A 16,315-nucleotide genomic window follows, 5' to 3' on the forward strand; every position below is an offset into this window, starting at 1 on the left:
GGGCGCCCGGCCCGGTGAGCGTCACTAATGGCACGCGGCTTCCTCCTCTGCGACCCCGCCACCCACCGCTACTGACTCGGGCCCTCGCTGTCCCGGCCGGCCCGTCGGTGAGCACAGCGGCGTTCTGCCGTCACTGGTGCGCCCGACCCTCGCACAGCTGCTCCGGGAGACCGGCGAGAGCGTCGTACTGAACGTCCCGAACGGCAGCGGCTACCGCTGCGCCGCGGCCGTGGACGGCACCGGCCCCATCCGCTACACCGCGATCGTGGGCGCCCTCATACCGGGCCACGCCGGGGCCTCCAGACATGCGATCTTCGCCCACTACCCCGAGGCGGAGATCCGGCAGATCTTCGGAACCACTCCGCTCCAGCGCTTCAACGACAACACCATCACCGGCTTCGATGCGCTCCTGGACTGCGACGCCGAGGCCCGCAGGACCGGCCACAGCACCAGCCACGGCCAGTACGACGAGGCCGTCGCGGCCATCGCCGCGCCCGTCTTCCAGGCCGGCACCGTTGCCGCGTCCCTGACGGTCATCGGCCCCGCCCACCGCATCACCCGCGCCACCGACCGCATCGTCGACCTGGTCGTCGGCGCCGCCGAGACCGCTGACCTGGTACGCGGCCTGCGCCCCTGGATCACCCAAGCCCACGCCCACGACGGCGTACGGGCGGACGCCGCGGTTCTCGACCGGCTGCTGGCCACGGCCGACGGCCGGCTCCGAGCATCCGCACCGACCGCCGGGAGGGCTCTCCCTATACCCCGCTCCGCTCCTTTTCGTTCCGGGCCTGCGGGGCGGGGTGTCGGCCGTGGTGCGGGCGGCGGGCCCTGACCAGCAGGCGCAGGCACGTCAGCGGGTTGTCCCGGGCCGGCCGCCGGGTGACGGTGGCGCCCATGGCCACCACCGTTTCCAGCCGCTGGTGATGCAGGTCCAGGACGAACCGCATCAACGGCCCGTACTCCTCGGGGAGTTCGTCCAGCAGCCGGGACGCCTCGCGCAGCGTGTGGTGCGCCTTTCCCGCGGCGTCGGTGAGGAGCGCCCGGACGCCGGGGACGTCGCGCCCCGCGTCGAGGTCGGCGCGGGTGACACCGTGCTGCTCCAGTGCGTCCAGGGGCAGGTAGAGGCGCCCGTCCCGCAGGTCCTCCGCCAGGTCCGTCAGGATGTCGGTGCGCTGGCCCGCGTCGGCGACCAGCCGGCAGCTCTGCGCGAACTCCGGGGTGCCGCCGCCCGGCTGCGCCAGCCCGGTGGTGATCATGAGGAACGGCCACGTCAGCCGGTCCACGTACGCCTGGTAGTCGGCCTCGGTCTTGAAGCCCGGGAAGTCCAGGTCGACGCGCGCGCCGTCCAGGTAGGACTCGATCCAGTGGCGGGGCAGCTCGCGCAGGCCGGACGTGTAGAGGAACGCGCGGAGCAGCGGGTGCCGGGAGGTGCCGGAATCCAGCGCCGCCCGGATCTGCCCCGCCCACGCGTCGAAGCGCCGGGTCCGCTCCGCCACGGTGCCCAGGTCGCAGAGGTCGTCGGTGAACGACGCGAAGGCGTAACCGGCCAGCACGTGGGGCTGGAAGTGCGCGGGCGTCAGCATCCGCACCGCCGCGTACCCGGCCGGCTCCCTGCGCTGCATGAACTGCGCGACCTTCAGGTAGTCGGCGCGGGCTTCACTCCCCCACACCTCGCCCGCGTCCATACAACGTCGCCACACTCGCACGCATACCCTCCTGCACCAAGAACACCTTGAGTGACAAACAAAGGGTCGAGACTACCTGGAGTAGGTGCGAGCGAGCGGGCCGCGCCTCCGCTCAGGCGGCTCCCCCGCCCCCGGTCAGGCACAGGACGGGCAGCGTCCCCGGTAGGTGATCTCGGCCGCGGCGACCGTGAAGCCGAAGCGCTGCTCGGCCGGCAGGCCGGCGAGGGGGTCGCCGACGGGGTGGACGTCGCGGATGGTGCCGCAGCCGGAGCACACCAGGTGCTGATGCGAGCGGTGCGCGTTGGGGTCGTACCGCTTGGCGCGACCGTCGGTCGAGACCTCCGCGACCTCCCCCAGGGCGACCAGCTCGCCGAGGGTGTTGTAGACGGTCGAGCGGGAGATCTCGGGCAGCCGCTCGACGGCGCGGGCGTGCACCTCGTCGGCCGTGAGATGGACGTGGTCCCCGCTGAGGACCTCGGCGACGACGCGCCGCTGGGACGTCATCCGCCAGCCACGCCCCAGCAGCCGCTCCAGCAGGTCACTCATTCGGTTCACCCCGTCGGTCTCGATGGTGCACGGTGTCCGTGGACGCAGCCGTCCAGCCCGTGGACCGCACCCCACGCACGCCGACGTACTTCTACTGCGTATGAGTTTGGCCAACTTATTGACTTGGATTCTGTCCATCGTAGGATCAGTTCCGGAACCCGCCAAGGGACAGGAGACGACAAAACAGCAGAAGTCGTCGCCGTCGACTGTCCGAGGTGATCCACGGGGCGGCGCCCTGAATGCTTCAACCCCTCTCCCGCACCACCCCAACAGCTCCACAACGTGACCCGTTGGCCCGGAAGGATCAGGATCCGCATGTCCGAGAACCACGACGCAATCGTCACCGACTCCAAAACCGAGGGTGAGGCTGGCGGTTGCCCGGTCGCGCACACGCGCGCCCCGCACCCGACCCAGGGCGGTGGAAACCGCCAGTGGTGGCCGGAGCGGCTGAACCTGAAGATTCTCGCCAAGAACCAGCCCGTGGCCAACCCCATGGACGACGGCTTCGACTACGCCGAGGCGTTCCAGTCCCTCGACCTGGCGGCCGTGAAGCAGGACATCCAGGAGGTGCTGACCACCTCGCAGGACTGGTGGCCGGCCGACTTCGGCCACTACGGCCCGCTCATGATCCGGATGGCCTGGCACAGCGCCGGCACCTACCGGATCAGCGACGGCCGCGGCGGTGCCGGCACGGGCCAGCAGCGCTTCGCGCCCCTCAACAGCTGGCCGGACAACGGCAACCTCGACAAGGCCCGCCGCCTGCTGTGGCCCGTCAAGAAGAAGTACGGCAAGAGCATCTCCTGGGCCGACCTGCTGATCCTCACCGGCAACGTCGCCCTGGAGTCGATGGGCGCCAAGACCTTCGGCTTCGCCGGCGGCCGCGTGGACGCCTACGAGCCCGAGGACGACGTCTACTGGGGCCCGGAGACCACCTGGCTCGGCGACGAGCGCTACACGGGCGACCGTGAGCTGGAGGAGCCCCTCGGCGCGGTCCAGATGGGTCTGATCTACGTCAACCCCGAGGGCCCCAACGGCAACCCCGACCCGCTGGCCTCCGCGCGCGACATCCGCGAGACGTTCCGCCGCATGGCGATGAACGACGAGGAGACCGTCGCCCTGATCGCCGGCGGTCACACCTTCGGCAAGACCCACGGTGCGGGCCCGGCCGAGAGCGTCGGTGACGACCCGGAGGCCGCCGGCTTCGAGGAGCAGGGCCTGGGCTGGCGGAACACGTACGGCACCGGCAAGGGCGCGGACGCCATCACCTCCGGCCTGGAGGTCACCTGGACCAGCACGCCCACCAAGTGGAGCATGGGCTTCTTCGAGAACCTCTTCGGCTACGAGTGGGAGCTGACCGAGAGCCCGGCCGGCGCCAAGCAGTGGAAGCCGAAGGACGGCGCGGGCGAGGGCACCATCCCGCACGCCCACGACTCCTCGAAGAAGATCGCCCCGGCGATGCTCACCGCCGACCTGGCGCTCCGCTTCGACCCGGTCTACGAGCAGATCTCCCGCCGCTACTGGCAGAACCCGGAGGAGTTCGCGGACGCCTTCGCCAGGGCCTGGTACAAGCTGACGCACCGTGACATGGGCCCGAAGTCGCTGTACCTCGGCCCGGAGGTCCCGGCGGAGACCCTGCTGTGGCAGGACCCGCTGCCGGAGCGCGAGGGCGAGGTCATCAACGCCGATGACATCGCGGCCCTCAAGGCCAAGCTCCTCGACTCGGGCCTGACCGTCTCGCAGCTGGTCAGCACCGCGTGGGCGGCGGCCTCGACCTACCGCGGCAGCGACAAGCGCGGCGGTGCCAACGGTGCCCGCATCCGTCTCCAGCCGCAGCGCGGCTGGGAGGTCAACAACCCCGACCAGCTCTCCCTGGTGCTGCGCACCCTTGAGAGCGTCCAGCAGGAGTTCAACGGCGGCTCGGACCGGAAGGTCTCGCTGGCCGACCTGATCGTGCTCGGCGGCAGCGCGGCCGTGGAGAAGGCCGCCAAGGACGCCGGCATCGACATCCAGGTGCCCTTCACCCCGGGCCGGGTCGACGCGACCGAGGAGCACACCGACGCGGAGTCCTTCGCGGCGCTGGAGCCGGTGGCCGACGGCTTCCGCAACTACCTGGGCAAGGACAGCCGGCTGCCGGCCGAGTACCTGCTCGTCGACCGCGCGAACCTGCTCACGCTGAGCGCCCCGGAGATGACCGTCCTGGTCGGTGGCCTCCGCGTCCTCGGTGCGAACTACGACGGTTCCAAGACCGGTGTCCTCACCGAGACCCCGGGCAGGCTGACGAACGACTTCTTCGTCAACCTGCTCGACATGGGCACCGCGTGGAGCTCGACCTCCGCCGACCAGACCGCGTTCGAGGGCCGCGACCGCGCCACCGGTGCGGTCAAGTGGACCGGCACCCGTGCCGACCTGGTCTTCGGCTCCAACTCCGAGCTGCGCGCGGTCGCCGAGGTGTACGCGAGCGACGACGCGAAGGAGAAGTTCGCCAAGGACTTCGCCGCCGCGTGGAGCAAGGTCATGGACCTGGACCGGTTCGACCTGGCCTGATCCGCTCCGGTAGCACCCCGCCCGACGGCAACGCCCGGGCCGGCCATCAGCGGCCGGCCCGGGCGTTCGGCATCAGACGCGGTCGGCGTCGGACGCGTACGGCATCAGACGCGGTCGGCCGCGATCAGCACGTACTGGAAGGACCCGTCCTTGTACGAGTTGATGAACGCCTCCTCAATGCCGGTGACCAGGGACGACGTGGCCCGCAGCTCCCAGTAGGGCAGCGTCGCCGGAGTCAGGTCGATGACGGCCTGCGGTACGAGGCGGTTGTCGGCCATGGCCCGCAGATACTCCCTGCGCGAGTGGATGTTGCACTCGAAGTGCGCGTTGATCTGGGAGACGTACTTCGAGGGCTGCCCGTAACGCGGGTTCCAGCAGCCGGTGATGGTGACATAACGGCCGCCGACCGCGAGGACGCGGGAGTGCTCGGCGAAGAGGTCGTGCAGGTCGACGTACATGCTCGACTCGTTGTTCCACGAGGCCGCGGCCATCCCCGTCTCGAAGGGCGTGTCGAGCATGTTGCACACACGGGCGTGAACATGGTCGCCGATGCCGAGCTCCTGGGCGCGCCGGTTGGCGAAATCGGCCTGCTTGGCCGACAGGGTGACACCCTCGACCTTGCATCCGAAGCGCTGGTGCGCCATGACCATCGACCCGCCCCGGCCGCAGCCGGCGTCCACGAGTGTGTCGTCCCGGCCGACGGAGCCGAGGTGGTCCAGGAGAACCTCGGCCTGCGCCGACTCCAGTCGGTGCAGCTCGGCGATCAGCCTCTTCTCGTACTCGCTGTCCCCGCGGTTCCCCAGAGCTGCATGGTCGACCTCGCCGATGCCGTAGTGGTGGTGGTAAAGCCCGTCGACGTCGCCGAGACGCAGGTTCACGGGCCTGGCCTCCTGATCCCAGTAGCGGGCGATGTCCCCCTGGTAGGGCGACGCCGGGGCGGGGACGAAGGCGGAGGTGCCGTTGAGGGTGGTGAACTCGGTGCTGGTCACAGGTGAATCCGTCCTTACCAGAAATCGGGCAGGCTGTACCGGTAGGTGTTGGTCTGGTGCCAGTAGTGGTTGCCGTCGACCCAGGCGGCCACTCCCCGCAGGAAGCGCTGTGCGGTCGGTACGGGGCAGGCCTCGGCCAGGGCGGCGGCCTCGGCTTCGAAGCGGTGCATGAGGTCGTTGTGGACCTCGACCGCCTTCAGATAGGCCTCGCGGTGCGAGACGCCCTCGCGTTCGGAGATCACTACGGGCAGGTTCAAGTGCAGGCCGGGGGCCTTCAGTTCCTTGGTGTAGGAGTACAGGTCGTTGACGATGGTGGTGGCGTTGCCGGCGAGTGCGATGACCCGCTGCATGGCCTGCTGGGCGTGCAGGTCCGCCGGGAGTTCGTAGCCCCCGACCGTGTCGGTGATGGTCGGGCAGGGGCGGAAGTTGTTGAACTGACGCATCGCCAGGTACTCCCAGACCTCCGGCATCTCCTCCGTCTGGGCCCAGGCGGCCTCGGCGAGGTAGCCCAGGTGCAGCCGGGCCATGTCGTGCCGGTACCGGTCGGCCTGGGAGGGAGTGGCGGTACGGAGGAAGTACTCCATGGCGGAGCGGTAGGCGCGGCGCGGCGCGTCCGACCCGAGCGACGCAAGCCACGCCGGCTCGTACTCCTCCGTCGTGTACAGCGGGTCGAGAGCGGTGTGCGCCAGCAGGAGGCGGCTGCCGAGCCCGATGGGTGAGCCGCCGTGGTCCTCGCAGTAGCAGTCGTCGACCGCGTTCTCGGCGACCATCAGCCGCGTGGCGACCATGACGTGCTCAACGGTGGGCGCGTCCGGGTGGCAGGCGACCATGTAGCGCCCGACGGAGAAGCCGTCGAACTGGTCTTCCCACTCCGGGGGATACACCTCGGCCTCCTCCACCGCCCACTGCTTGATCCGGCGGCTGACCTCCTCCACACGCGCCGGGTCGGGCTCCGGTACGGGGTGGTAGTAGAGGCCCGGAATGGGCGTGCCCGCAGCCGGCGGCTCGGGCTCCGGTTCGGCCGGCGGCTCCTCGCGCGGAGCCAGATGCAGCCCGGCCGTGCCCAGCCCACTGGGACCGCGCAGAATCCGCTCCAGGGCCAGGTTCGACTGCCTCGCGGGGGCGGCGCCCTCCCCTGCGTCCGCCGGCTCCGGCTCGGCGTGGGCTTCGGCATCGGTTGCGGCAGCGGTTGCGGCTTGGACATCCGTATCCGTACCGGCATCGGCATCAGCGGGAGGCGTGCGGGCGGCAGCGCCGAAGCGGGCCGCGACATGGAACAGGCTCGACTGCAAAGGAGTGGTCCGCAGCGGAAAGATCCCGGACTCGGGCATTCGTGACTCCTTGATGAGGTGGGTGTGCTGTCCCGGCCCCCGGCGTGCTGCCCTGCACGGGGAGGTCCGGGCGTGACGACCGCCGGACGGGCCTAGTCGCGTCTGCGGGCCCTCCGCGCGTCCGCCGGCACGCCGGGCACGCCGGGCGCACCGGGCGCACCGGGCGCACCGGGCACCAGGATGGCGGCGCGGGAGTGGATGGCGAAAAGGGACGAATTGGCCGCCTGTGCACGGAGCCCCTCGGTCCGCGCCGGCAGATCCGGCTCACGCTCCCCCGTTGCCCGGCCGACGCCACGATGCCCACCTCGCCGTAACGGTTCTTCCGTCACCGCCACCGCACCGGGACGGCCCGGAACCCCGACGCATCGAGAAACAACGGTCATCGGGCGAGCTCTCCTTCATGGCGATCGACGTGCGTGGTGCGAATCGGCGAATGAGAAATCCGAGTGCATATATCTGGTAATCGAGAACGAATATCTGAGAATCCGCCGAGATCCCTGGAAACAGTAACGGCCGGTACGCCTCACTCACCCAGGAGCCCGGGTGAGTTACCACGATGCAGTGATCTCGCTCCGCGCCGGGTTTAACGGGCCGACCGACGGCATTCGGACTATCTGCCCGGCGCCATGTTTGACGTGCGCCGCTGTCAATTTCCGCCCCACCCTCAACTCTCGCACCGCACAGCCGAATCAGCACCTCTGCAAGCGCCACTCAAGTACCAGGATTCACCAGGAGACCAATACGGATCACGCCATATCGGGGAGCCGTGCCCCCTCGAAAAGCCACGGCGGGAGAGAGCGTCGCGAGGCGGCACATTTTGCGAGACGCTCGGCACGGCGGAGCACGTACCCGGCAGCGGCGACGGGACGGGACGCCGGGGGAAGCACCCGACCCTCGCGCATCACCTGAGGAAGGCGGGCTGTGATGAGCGATTCCGTGACGCATACCGCGGGACGGTCCCAACACGGGACGACGGACCGGCTCTCGGCGGTCGAGTTGACCGTCAATGGCCGGGCGCGGCGGCTTACGGTGGATCCACGCACCACGCTGCTCGATGCGTTGCGCGAACACCTGGGCCTCACCGGCACCAAGAAGGGGTGCGATCACGGGCAGTGCGGTGCCTGCACCGTGCTGGTCAACGGCCGGCGCATCAACTCCTGTCTGACCCTCGCCGTCATGCACGAGGGCGACGAGGTGGTGACGATCGAGGGCCTGGGCACCCCTGATGACCTGCACCCCATGCAGCGTGCCTTCATCGAGCGGGACGGCTTCCAGTGCGGCTACTGCACTCCCGGTCAGATCTGTTCGGCCGTCGGCATGCTCACCGAAGTGGCGGCGGACTGGCCCAGCCACGCCACCGCGGACACCACCACCGCAACCACCGCCGCGTCGCGCAGCGCGCTGACCGATGAGGAGATCCGCGAGCGGATGAGCGGCAACATCTGCCGGTGCGCCGCCTACCCCAACATCGTCGCGGCCGTGCGCAGCGTGGCGGAAGGAGACGCGGGATGAGGGCCTTCACCTACGAGCGCGCGAAGGACGCACGGGCCGCCGTGACCGCGGTGTCCCGCACCGGCGCGAAGTTCATCAGCGGTGGCACCAATCTGCTGGACCTGATGAAGCTCGGCATCGAGCAGCCCAGTCACCTGGTGGACATCAGCCGGCTTCCACTGCGGGACATCGAGGACCTGCGGGACGGCGGGCTGCGCATCGGCGCGCAGGCCGCCAACTCCGATGTGGCCGCCGACGCCCGCGTACGCGCCCGCTATCCGGTGCTGTCACAGGCGCTGGTGTCCGGCGCCTCGGGTCAGTTGCGCAACAAGGCGTCCATCGGCGGCAATCTGCTGCAGCGCACGCGCTGCCCGTACTTCTACGACACCGCGGCGAGCTGCAACAAACGGCTTCCCGGCTCCGGTTGCGCGGCGATCGGCGGATTCAACCGGGTCCACGCGATCCTCGGCGCCGGCGATTCCTGCATCGCCACCCACCCCTCGGACATGGCGGTCGCGATGACCGCGCTGGGGGCGCGGATCGCCCTGCTCGGCCCCGATCATTCGGTACGCCACGTCGACATCACGGACCTCTACCGGCTGCCCGGCGACACACCGCACATCGAAACCGTGCTGCACCCGGGCGAGATGATCACAAGCGTCCTGCTGCCGTCTCCCCCGCCGGGCCGGCAGCTCTACCGCAAAGTGCGCGACCGGGCGTCCTACGAGTTCGCCCTCGTGTCGGTGGCAGCGGTGGTCTCGGTGAAGCAAGGCGTCGTCCGTGCGGCGCGGGTGGCGTTCGGCGGCGTGGCGGCCAAGCCGTGGCGGTCGGTCGAGGCGGAGGCCGCGCTGACCGGCCGGCCGGCCACGATGGCCACGTACCGGGCCGCCGCCGGGGCCGCGCTGCGGGACGCGGTCGGGCGGGGACACAACGACTTCAAGATCGAGCTGGCCGAGCGGACCCTGTGCCGCACCCTGGCGCAGCTGGCCCGTCGGGCGGAGGAGGCGGGATGACCGGGCAGAAGATGTCTGGGCAGGCAACGTCCGGGCAAGGGATCATCGGGCGGGCCGTGAGCCGCGTCGACGGCCCGCTGAAGGTCACCGGCCGGGCCACCTACGCGTACGAGCACGGCCCGGACGACGCTCCGCTCTACGGATTCGTCGTCGGCGCGACGGTCGGCAAGGGCCGCATCACCCGTATCGACAGCAGGAGTGCCGAGCGCGCCCCCGGCGTCTGCCTGGTGATGACCCATCACAACGCACCGGAGCAGGGCCGGCGCGACGAGTCCGCGCCGTACGAGTACTGGCGTGCCCAGCCGATGCTCACGGGACCCGACATCCACCACTACGGCGAGCCGGTGGCACTCGTCGTGGCCACCACCTTCGAGCAGGCGCGGGCGGCTGCGGGGCTCGTCGAGGTGGAGTACGTGGCCAGGCCCGGGCGTTATGACTTCACCGCGCTGAAGGACGACACGTACATCCCGAAGATGGTCAACGCCGGCCTTCCCACCGACACCGCGGTGGGCGACTTCGATGCCGGGTTCCGCTCGGCGGCGGTGACGGTCGACCAGCGCTACACCACGCCGTACGGGTTCTCCATGCCGATGGAGCCGCATGCCTGCCTGGCGGTGCCGCGGGGGGAGGACCTGACCGTCCACGTCAGCTGCCAGATCGTCGACGCGGCGCAGGCCTCGGTCGCCCGCACGCTCCGGCTCGACCCGGCGCGGGTCCACATCGTCTCCCCGTACGTCGGCGGTGGGTTCGGGTCCAAGCTGGGCGTCCATGCCGAGACGATCCTCGCGGCGCTCGCCGCCCGCGCGTTGCGCCGGCCGGTCAAGGTCGCACTGACCCGGCAGCAGATCTTCCACCTGGTCGGCCTGCGCCCCACCTCGCACCAGCGGGTCCGGCTGGGCGCGGAGCGGGACGGCCGGCTGGTGGCGCTCGCCCACGACGTCACCATGCACACCAACCCCGACATGGAGTACGCCGAGCAGACCGCCGCCACCACCCGCAGCCTCTACGCCGCGCCGCACCGGCTGACGAGCCACCGGCTGACACCACTGGACCTGCCGCGGGGCGAGGACGTCCGCGCGCCGGGCGACGCACCGGGCCTGCTGGCGGTGGAATCGGCGATGGACGAGCTGGCCGACGCGCTCGGGATGGACCCGGTCGAGCTGCGGATCCGCAACGAACCCACCGTCGATCCCGAGCGGGGCGTCCCGTACAGCGACCGGCGCCTGGTCGAGTGTCTGCGCGAGGGCGCGCGCCGGTTCGGCTGGGAGCGCCGCCCCGCCCGGCCGGCGACCGTGCGCGACGGGCAATGGCTGGTCGGCTACGGTGTGGCCGCCGCCATCCGCGGGCACTTCCAGTCGCCGACGACGGTACGGGTCCGGCTGGCCGCGGACGGCACGGCCACCGTGCAGTCGGACATGACCGATATCGGGACGGGCACCTACACGATCCTGACGCAGGTCGCGGCCGACGGGCTCGGGCTGCCGCCCGACCGGGTACGCGTCGAACTCGGCCGCTCGGAGTTCCCGACCAGCATGGGGTCCGGCGGCTCGTGGGGCGCCGCCAACTCCAGCACCGCGGTGCACAGCGCGTGCCGGACCCTGCGGAAGGAACTGCTGGCCGCGGTGCGCGACGACCCCCGCTCCGCACTGCGCGGACTGGAGCCGGAGAAGGCGGTGTTCGCCGACGGCCGGGTGCGCATCGGCGACGCGTCGGAGGCGCTGGGCGACATCGTCGCCCGTCACCGCCCCGACGGCATGGAGGCGACGGGCGAGACCCTCGCCATGAACGACGACCCCCACTACACGGCCTACTCGATCCACACCTACGGCGCGCACTTCGCCGAGGTCGCCGTCGACGCCGACACCGCCGAGATCCGGCTGCGGCGGATGCTGGGCGTGTTCTCGGTGGGCCGCGTGCTCAACGCCAGGACGGCACGCTCGCAGCTGATCGGCGGCATGATCTGGGGCGCCGGCGCGGCCCTCGAAGAGGAGGCCGTCGTCGACCCGCGTACCGGTGCCTTCGTCAACCGGGACCTCGCGCACTACCTGCTGCCCGTGCACGCCGACATCCCCGCCGTCGACGCCGTCGTCCTCGACGGGTACGACGACAAGGCCAACGCACTGGGCGCGAAGGGCATCGGCGAGCTGGGCATCTGCGGGGCCGGCGCGGCGGTCGCCAACGCGGTCTTCCACGCCACCGGCGTACGCGTACGCGACTTCCCCATCACCCTGGAGAAGGTGCTGCCCGGCCTGCCACTGCTGGACGCCTGAGCCCCGGCGAAGGTGCCCGAGCCCCCGGCGGCCGCCGGTTCCGTGGCGGCCCGGTCAGCCGATGGGCTCGGGCATCGGCACCACGTCGTAGGCCAGCTCGATGGCGTCACCGGTCGCCGGGTCGGCCAGCTCGACCCGCCAGCGCCCGGCGAACTGGTCGACGCCCTCGCGCATCGGGATCGTCCCCGATATCAGCACCGTGCCGGGCTCCAGCTCCCCGCGCTCGCGCAGCACGTCGGCCCAGTACCCGGGCGGCAGCAGCTCACCGGCGGTGCCGTCCTGCAGCAGCTGCTCCTCCCCGCCGTCGACCGGGGTGACCCAGGCGCGCAGGGTCAGGGCGTCCAGCCGGTCCGCGACGTCCGCCAGCCGCCACGCCCGGCCGGCGAGCACGTCGGGCCCCGCGTTCTTGCTCCAGGCCACGCCGTGCGCCTCCAGTGCGCGGTCGGTGTGGTCGCACGCCGCCGTCAGGAGGAGGTCGCCGGTGGCGTCGACCACCAGCGCCCACTCGGCCTCCCCGGAGGTGCGCGCGTGCTGCACCGCGACGGTCGCGGTCTGCTGCCCGAGGTACGGCGAGACGGGGTACAGCGCCGGTACGGTCGAAGGCGCGGGGACGCCGAGCTCGGCCAGTTCCGCGACGTGCGCGGCGACGTCCTCCTGGCTGCGGCCGGCGTATCCGGCGTTGAGCAGCCGCGTCACCTCGACGGTGCGCCGGCTTCCGTCGGGCAGCTCGAACGACAGGGCGGTCATGAGTCCTCCAGATCACAGACGGTTGCGCAGGGGTAAAACAGTCCCCGAGGGGTTGCGCATACGACCTGTATACAGCAAGTATGCCTAGCAGTGCAGCAACCGAGATCGTGAGGCCTTGACCCCATGGACAACGAACAACGCCCGGGCGCGGACGGGGACCACACGGGGGTGACCGCGAAGCGGCCGGACCGCGGCGCGCTGATCCGCGCCTTCATCGCGAGCCTGACCGGCACCTCACTGGAGTGGTACGACTTCGCGGTCTACTCGGCCGCCTCGGCGCTCGTCTTCGGCAAGCTCTTCTTCCCCTCCGAGGACCCGCTGACCGGCGCCCTGCTCGCCTTCTCCACGTACGCGGTCGGGTACGTGTCGCGCCCGCTGGGCGGATTCGTCTTCGGCCGGCTCGGGGACGTCATCGGCCGCAAGAAAGTGCTCGTGGCGACCCTCGTGCTGATCGGCGCCGCCACATTCCTGATCGGCCTGATCCCCACCCAGGCCACCATCGGGCCGGCCGCACCGGTGCTCCTCGTCCTGCTGCGCTTCGCGCAGGGCGTCGGCGTCGGCGGCGAGTGGGGCGGGGCCGTCCTCCTGACCAGCGAATACGGCGACACCCGCAGCCGCGGCTTCTGGGCGTCGGCCGCCCAGATCGGCCCGCCGGCCGGCAACCTCATGGCCAACGGCGTGCTCGCGGCGCTCGGCGCCCTCCTCACCGAGCAGCAGTTCTTCTCCTGGGGCTGGCGCATCGCCTTCCTGCTCTCCGGAGTCCTGGTGCTCTTCGGGCTGTGGATCCGGGTGCGGCTGGAGGAGACGCCGGTCTTCAAGGCCATGGAGGCCGGCGGGGACCGGCCGCAGGCCCCGATCAAGGAAGTGTTCACCACCCAGCCCCGGGCACTGATCGCCGCGGTGCTCTGCCGGGTCGCGCCGGACGTGCTGTACGCGATGTTCACCGTCTTCGTCCTCACCTACGCGACCCAGAAGCTGGGCATGGCGCGCAGCAGCGCGCTGACCGCCGTACTCATCGGCTCGGCGCTCCAGATCGTGCTGATCCCGCTGGCCGGCGCCCTCTCCGACCGCTGGAACCGGCGCCGGATGTACCTGTGCGGCACGGTGGCGGCCGGCGTGTGGCCGTTCGTCTTCTTCCTGATGACCGACGGCGGCGGCTCCTGGGGGCTGCTGGTGCTCGGTGTGGTCGGTGCGCTGGTGATCCACTCGCTCCTGTACGGTCCGCAGGCCGCCTTCGTCGCCGAACAGTTCACCCCGCGACTGCGGTACACCGGATCCTCGCTGGCGTACACCCTCGCGGGCGTGATCGGCGGCGCGGTGGCACCCCTGCTGTTCACCGCGCTCCTGGGTACCTTCGGCACGTGGCTGCCGCTGGCCCTGTACCTCGTGTGCACCGCCGTACTCACCATCGTCGGCGTGCTGCTCGGCCGGGACGCCGACCACGACGAGGACGAGCGCTACGTCGAGGAGACGGCCCACCGCACACGGGAACACGCGGCCACGGCCGCCCGGGACGACTGAGGCGGTCCGGCCGCCCCTCCGGTCACGGCCGGCCGGACCGGCAAGGACCATGAAGAGCGACAACGGACAAGGAAGAGGAGCCAGGAGCCGCATGCGTATCGCGCTGTGCCAGATGACCAGTTCGACCGACACCAAGGAGAACCTCGCGGCCGTGCAGGACCATGTGCGCCGCGCGGCCGAGGCGGGCGCCCGCCTCGCGGTCCTGCCGGAGGCGGCCATGAGCCGTTTCGGCGTTCCGCTCGGCCCCGTCGCCGAACCCCTCGACGGCCCGTGGGCCGACGGCGTACGCACCGTCGCGGACGAGACCGGCGTGACCGTCATCGCGGGCATGTTCACCCCGGCCGCCGACGGCCGGGTCGCCAACACCCTGCTGGCCACCGGCCCCGGCGTCGAGGAGTCCTACGACAAGATTCACCTCTACGACGCGTTCGGCTTCCGGGAGTCGGACACGGTGGCCGCGGGCGAGCGCGTGGTGACCATTGACGTCGACGGCGTCCGCGTCGGGCTGGCGACCTGCTACGACCTGCGGTTCCCCGAACTGTTCCGGGCCCATGCGGACGCGGGCGCCGTACTCTCCGTACTGCCCGCCTCGTGGGGCGCCGGGCCCGGCAAGCGGGAGCAGTGGGACCTGCTGGTGCGGGCCCGCGCCCTGGACGCCACGTCCTGGGTGGCCGCCGTCGGGCAGTGCGCACCGGACCCCGACGCCGACCCGGAGCAGCCCACCAAGGCCCCCACGGGCATCGGCCACAGCGCCCTCATCGGCCCGGACGGCACGGTACGGGCCCGGCTCGGCGCGGCGCCGGAGCTGCTCACGGCCGACATCGACCCCGCGGAGGCCGACCGGGTCCGGCGCGCGGTCGCGGTCCTGGACAACCGTCGGCTGCCCTGACCGGGACTCACCTGCCGGCTGCCCTGACCGGCATTCACCTGCCGGCCGCCCTGAACCGGTACTCACCGGCCTGCCGCCGGGACCGGCGCGGCGCGGGGCCCCGGGCGCGGTGGCCCCCGGCGCCGGGGCCTCAGGCCGCCAGCAGGATGCGCTGGGTGGCCTGGAGATGGCTGTCGATGGCGGCGCAGGCGGCCGCGCCGTCGCCCGCCGACAGGTGGTCGAGGATCTCCTGGTGTTCCGCGAGCACCTCGTCCTGCCGGTTTCCCGCCCGGTAGAGGGCGGTCACGCCGGCCCGGATCTGCCGGCTGCGCAGCGCGTCGTACTGACGGCTCATCAATGTGTTGCCGACGGCCGCCACCAGCGTGGCGTGGAAGCGGTGGTCGGCGGCGATGAACTCCCGGGCCGAGTCCGCACCGCGCAGTGCGTGCTGTTCGGCCAGCACAGCGGCCATCTCCGCCACGGGAGCGGTGCCCTCCCGGGTGGTCCGCTCGGCGGCGAAGCGCTCGATGAGCGCGCGCATCTCCATCAGTTCGCTGATCTCGCGGCCGGACAGCGGAGCGATGTGCGCCCCCCGCTTGGGCACCAGCCGCACCAGGTCCTCGGCGGCCAGCAACAGCAGCGCCTCCCGGATCGGCGTGCGCGACACTCCGATCCGATCCGCGATCTCCTGCTCGGACAGGAACCGGTCCTGCATCTCCGGGTCGGTGAGCACGCTCTCCTTGAGGTACGCGTACGCCTTCTCTCGTCCCGACTGCACCGGCTCTCCCCGCTCCCGTCACATTGCATACAACCTGTATGCGAAATTACCACGAAGTGGGGAGCACGGTGGCGGACACCGGTCAGGCCAGGGCCTTGCGGACCTTCTGCACGAGCTTGACCAGGCCCCAGACGGCGAGGCCCCCGAAGAGGAGCAGGACCAGGATGGCCTGCCACAGCGGCATATTCCCGTGTCCGCTGGACGACGAGCCGCCGTAGCCGCGGCTGGAGGAGAACCCACCGCTCTTCGACGTCCGGGAGCCGCTCTTGCTGACGCCGCCGCTGCTGCCACCGCTGCCCTTGCCGCCACTGCCGAGCATCGGCGCCTGCACGGCGCGCGAGGCGGAGTTGCCTACCGGCGCCGCGTGGGCCGTAACGGCCGTCGCCCCGAACAAGGAGCCTATGAGGAGAAGTACGGCTGCCAGACGCATGAGAGAACCCCGTGGTGTGTGAGTGATGTGAGTCGTACGGGTGGGACGTGATGGTGCGTTGTGCTGGTAAGTCGTAAGTCGTGCCGGTGGATCGGAAGATGA

The 16,315-nt window shown here is 71.1% G+C and carries 14 protein-coding genes; 7 read left to right on the forward strand and 7 right to left on the reverse strand.

The window, feature by feature from the left end:
• The first annotated feature begins 136 nt into the window (after window positions 1–136).
• Window positions 137–832 carry an IclR family transcriptional regulator gene (locus tag ACIGQF_RS22655; protein WP_399713012.1) on the forward strand — a complete coding sequence of 232 codons (696 nt, stop codon included), beginning with the start codon at window positions 137–139 and terminating at the stop codon, window positions 830–832.
• Here the strand turns inward: ACIGQF_RS22655 and ACIGQF_RS22660 are convergent.
• On the reverse strand, window positions 756–1,685 hold the full coding sequence (locus ACIGQF_RS22660) for a phytoene/squalene synthase family protein (RefSeq protein WP_399713014.1): 930 nt from the start codon (window positions 1,683–1,685) through the stop codon (window positions 756–758). The two genes, ACIGQF_RS22655 and ACIGQF_RS22660, sit on opposite strands and share 77 nt — an antisense overlap.
• 135 nt (window positions 1,686–1,820) lie before the next feature.
• Entirely contained in the window at window positions 1,821–2,231 is a 411-nt protein-coding gene (locus ACIGQF_RS22665) for a Fur family transcriptional regulator (RefSeq protein ID WP_399713017.1), read from the reverse strand.
• Between the two features lie 315 nt (window positions 2,232–2,546).
• Here ACIGQF_RS22665 and katG point away from each other — a divergent pair, with 315 nt between their 5' ends.
• Window positions 2,547–4,775, forward strand: coding sequence for a catalase/peroxidase HPI (gene katG / locus ACIGQF_RS22670; RefSeq protein ID WP_399713020.1), 2,229 nt, complete (start codon window positions 2,547–2,549; stop codon window positions 4,773–4,775).
• A gap of 104 nt (window positions 4,776–4,879) precedes the next feature.
• On the opposite strand, the gene ACIGQF_RS22675 is transcribed toward katG, so the two are convergent.
• A complete protein-coding gene (locus tag ACIGQF_RS22675; RefSeq protein WP_399713023.1) occupies window positions 4,880–5,764 on the reverse strand; it encodes a geranyl diphosphate 2-C-methyltransferase in 885 nt (294 codons plus the stop codon).
• A 14-nt stretch (window positions 5,765–5,778) separates the two neighbouring features.
• A complete protein-coding gene (locus ACIGQF_RS22680) occupies window positions 5,779–7,095 on the reverse strand; it encodes a family 2 encapsulin nanocompartment cargo protein terpene cyclase (RefSeq protein WP_399713026.1) in 1,317 nt (438 codons plus the stop codon).
• Between the two features lie 924 nt (window positions 7,096–8,019).
• Between ACIGQF_RS22680 and ACIGQF_RS22685 the strand changes: the two genes are divergently transcribed.
• Genes ACIGQF_RS22685 through ACIGQF_RS22695 form a run of 3 tightly spaced genes read left to right on the forward strand, consistent with a single transcriptional unit; the run spans window position 8,020 to window position 11,869 of the window.
• Window positions 8,020–8,607, forward strand: a complete 588-nt coding sequence (locus tag ACIGQF_RS22685; RefSeq protein ID WP_399713030.1) for a 2Fe-2S iron-sulfur cluster-binding protein — start codon at window positions 8,020–8,022, stop codon at window positions 8,605–8,607.
• On the forward strand, window positions 8,604–9,599 hold the full coding sequence (locus ACIGQF_RS22690) for an FAD binding domain-containing protein (RefSeq protein WP_399713032.1): 996 nt from the start codon (window positions 8,604–8,606) through the stop codon (window positions 9,597–9,599). The genes ACIGQF_RS22685 and ACIGQF_RS22690 overlap by 4 nt, the downstream gene beginning before the upstream one ends.
• 56 nt (window positions 9,600–9,655) lie before the next feature.
• A complete protein-coding gene (locus ACIGQF_RS22695; protein ID WP_399713035.1) occupies window positions 9,656–11,869 on the forward strand; it encodes a xanthine dehydrogenase family protein molybdopterin-binding subunit in 2,214 nt (737 codons plus the stop codon).
• 54 nt (window positions 11,870–11,923) lie between these two features.
• Here ACIGQF_RS22695 and ACIGQF_RS22700 read toward each other — a convergent pair whose 3' ends face one another.
• Complete coding sequence (locus ACIGQF_RS22700) at window positions 11,924–12,616, reverse strand: DUF2848 domain-containing protein (RefSeq protein WP_399713037.1); 693 nt, start codon at window positions 12,614–12,616, stop codon at window positions 11,924–11,926.
• Window positions 12,617–12,817: 201 nt separating this feature from the next.
• On the opposite strand from ACIGQF_RS22700, the gene ACIGQF_RS22705 reads away from it, so the two are divergent.
• Entirely contained in the window at window positions 12,818–14,137 is a 1,320-nt protein-coding gene (locus ACIGQF_RS22705; protein ID WP_399713589.1) for an MFS transporter, read from the forward strand.
• 91 nt (window positions 14,138–14,228) lie between these two features.
• On the forward strand, window positions 14,229–15,026 hold the full coding sequence (locus ACIGQF_RS22710; protein ID WP_399713040.1) for a carbon-nitrogen hydrolase family protein: 798 nt from the start codon (window positions 14,229–14,231) through the stop codon (window positions 15,024–15,026).
• A 130-nt stretch (window positions 15,027–15,156) separates the two neighbouring features.
• Here the strand turns inward: ACIGQF_RS22710 and ACIGQF_RS22715 are convergent, their stop codons facing one another.
• Both ACIGQF_RS22715 and ACIGQF_RS22720 read right to left on the reverse strand, forming a co-directional pair.
• On the reverse strand, window positions 15,157–15,783 hold the full coding sequence (locus tag ACIGQF_RS22715) for a GntR family transcriptional regulator (RefSeq protein ID WP_399713043.1): 627 nt from the start codon (window positions 15,781–15,783) through the stop codon (window positions 15,157–15,159).
• Window positions 15,784–15,865: 82 nt separating this feature from the next.
• Complete coding sequence (locus tag ACIGQF_RS22720; protein ID WP_399713045.1) at window positions 15,866–16,213, reverse strand: hypothetical protein; 348 nt, start codon at window positions 16,211–16,213, stop codon at window positions 15,866–15,868.
• Between the last annotated feature and the right edge of the window lie 102 nt (window positions 16,214–16,315).

Origin of the sequence: Streptomyces sp. NPDC053560 (assembly GCF_044544605.1) — a bacterium.
Taxonomy (GTDB): Bacteria; Actinomycetota; Actinomycetes; order Streptomycetales; family Streptomycetaceae; genus Streptomyces.

What these genes read in the sequence shown, in the direction of transcription:
- ACIGQF_RS22690 (WP_399713032.1), top strand. Translation starts at nt 8,604, where the DNA reads ATGAGGGCCTTCACCTACGAGCGCGCGAAGGACGCACGGGCCGCCGTG.
- katG (WP_399713020.1), top strand. Translation starts at nt 2,547, where the DNA reads ATGTCCGAGAACCACGACGCAATCGTCACCGACTCCAAAACCGAGGGT.
- ACIGQF_RS22680 (WP_399713026.1), bottom strand. Translation starts at nt 7,095, where the DNA reads ATGCCCGAGTCCGGGATCTTTCCGCTGCGGACCACTCCTTTGCAGTCG.
- ACIGQF_RS22685 (WP_399713030.1), top strand. Translation starts at nt 8,020, where the DNA reads ATGAGCGATTCCGTGACGCATACCGCGGGACGGTCCCAACACGGGACG.
- ACIGQF_RS22660 (WP_399713014.1), bottom strand. Translation starts at nt 1,685, where the DNA reads ATGGACGCGGGCGAGGTGTGGGGGAGTGAAGCCCGCGCCGACTACCTG.
- ACIGQF_RS22710 (WP_399713040.1), top strand. Translation starts at nt 14,229, where the DNA reads ATGCGTATCGCGCTGTGCCAGATGACCAGTTCGACCGACACCAAGGAG.
- ACIGQF_RS22700 (WP_399713037.1), bottom strand. Translation starts at nt 12,616, where the DNA reads ATGACCGCCCTGTCGTTCGAGCTGCCCGACGGAAGCCGGCGCACCGTC.
- ACIGQF_RS22720 (WP_399713045.1), bottom strand. Translation starts at nt 16,213, where the DNA reads ATGCGTCTGGCAGCCGTACTTCTCCTCATAGGCTCCTTGTTCGGGGCG.
- ACIGQF_RS22665 (WP_399713017.1), bottom strand. Translation starts at nt 2,231, where the DNA reads ATGAGTGACCTGCTGGAGCGGCTGCTGGGGCGTGGCTGGCGGATGACG.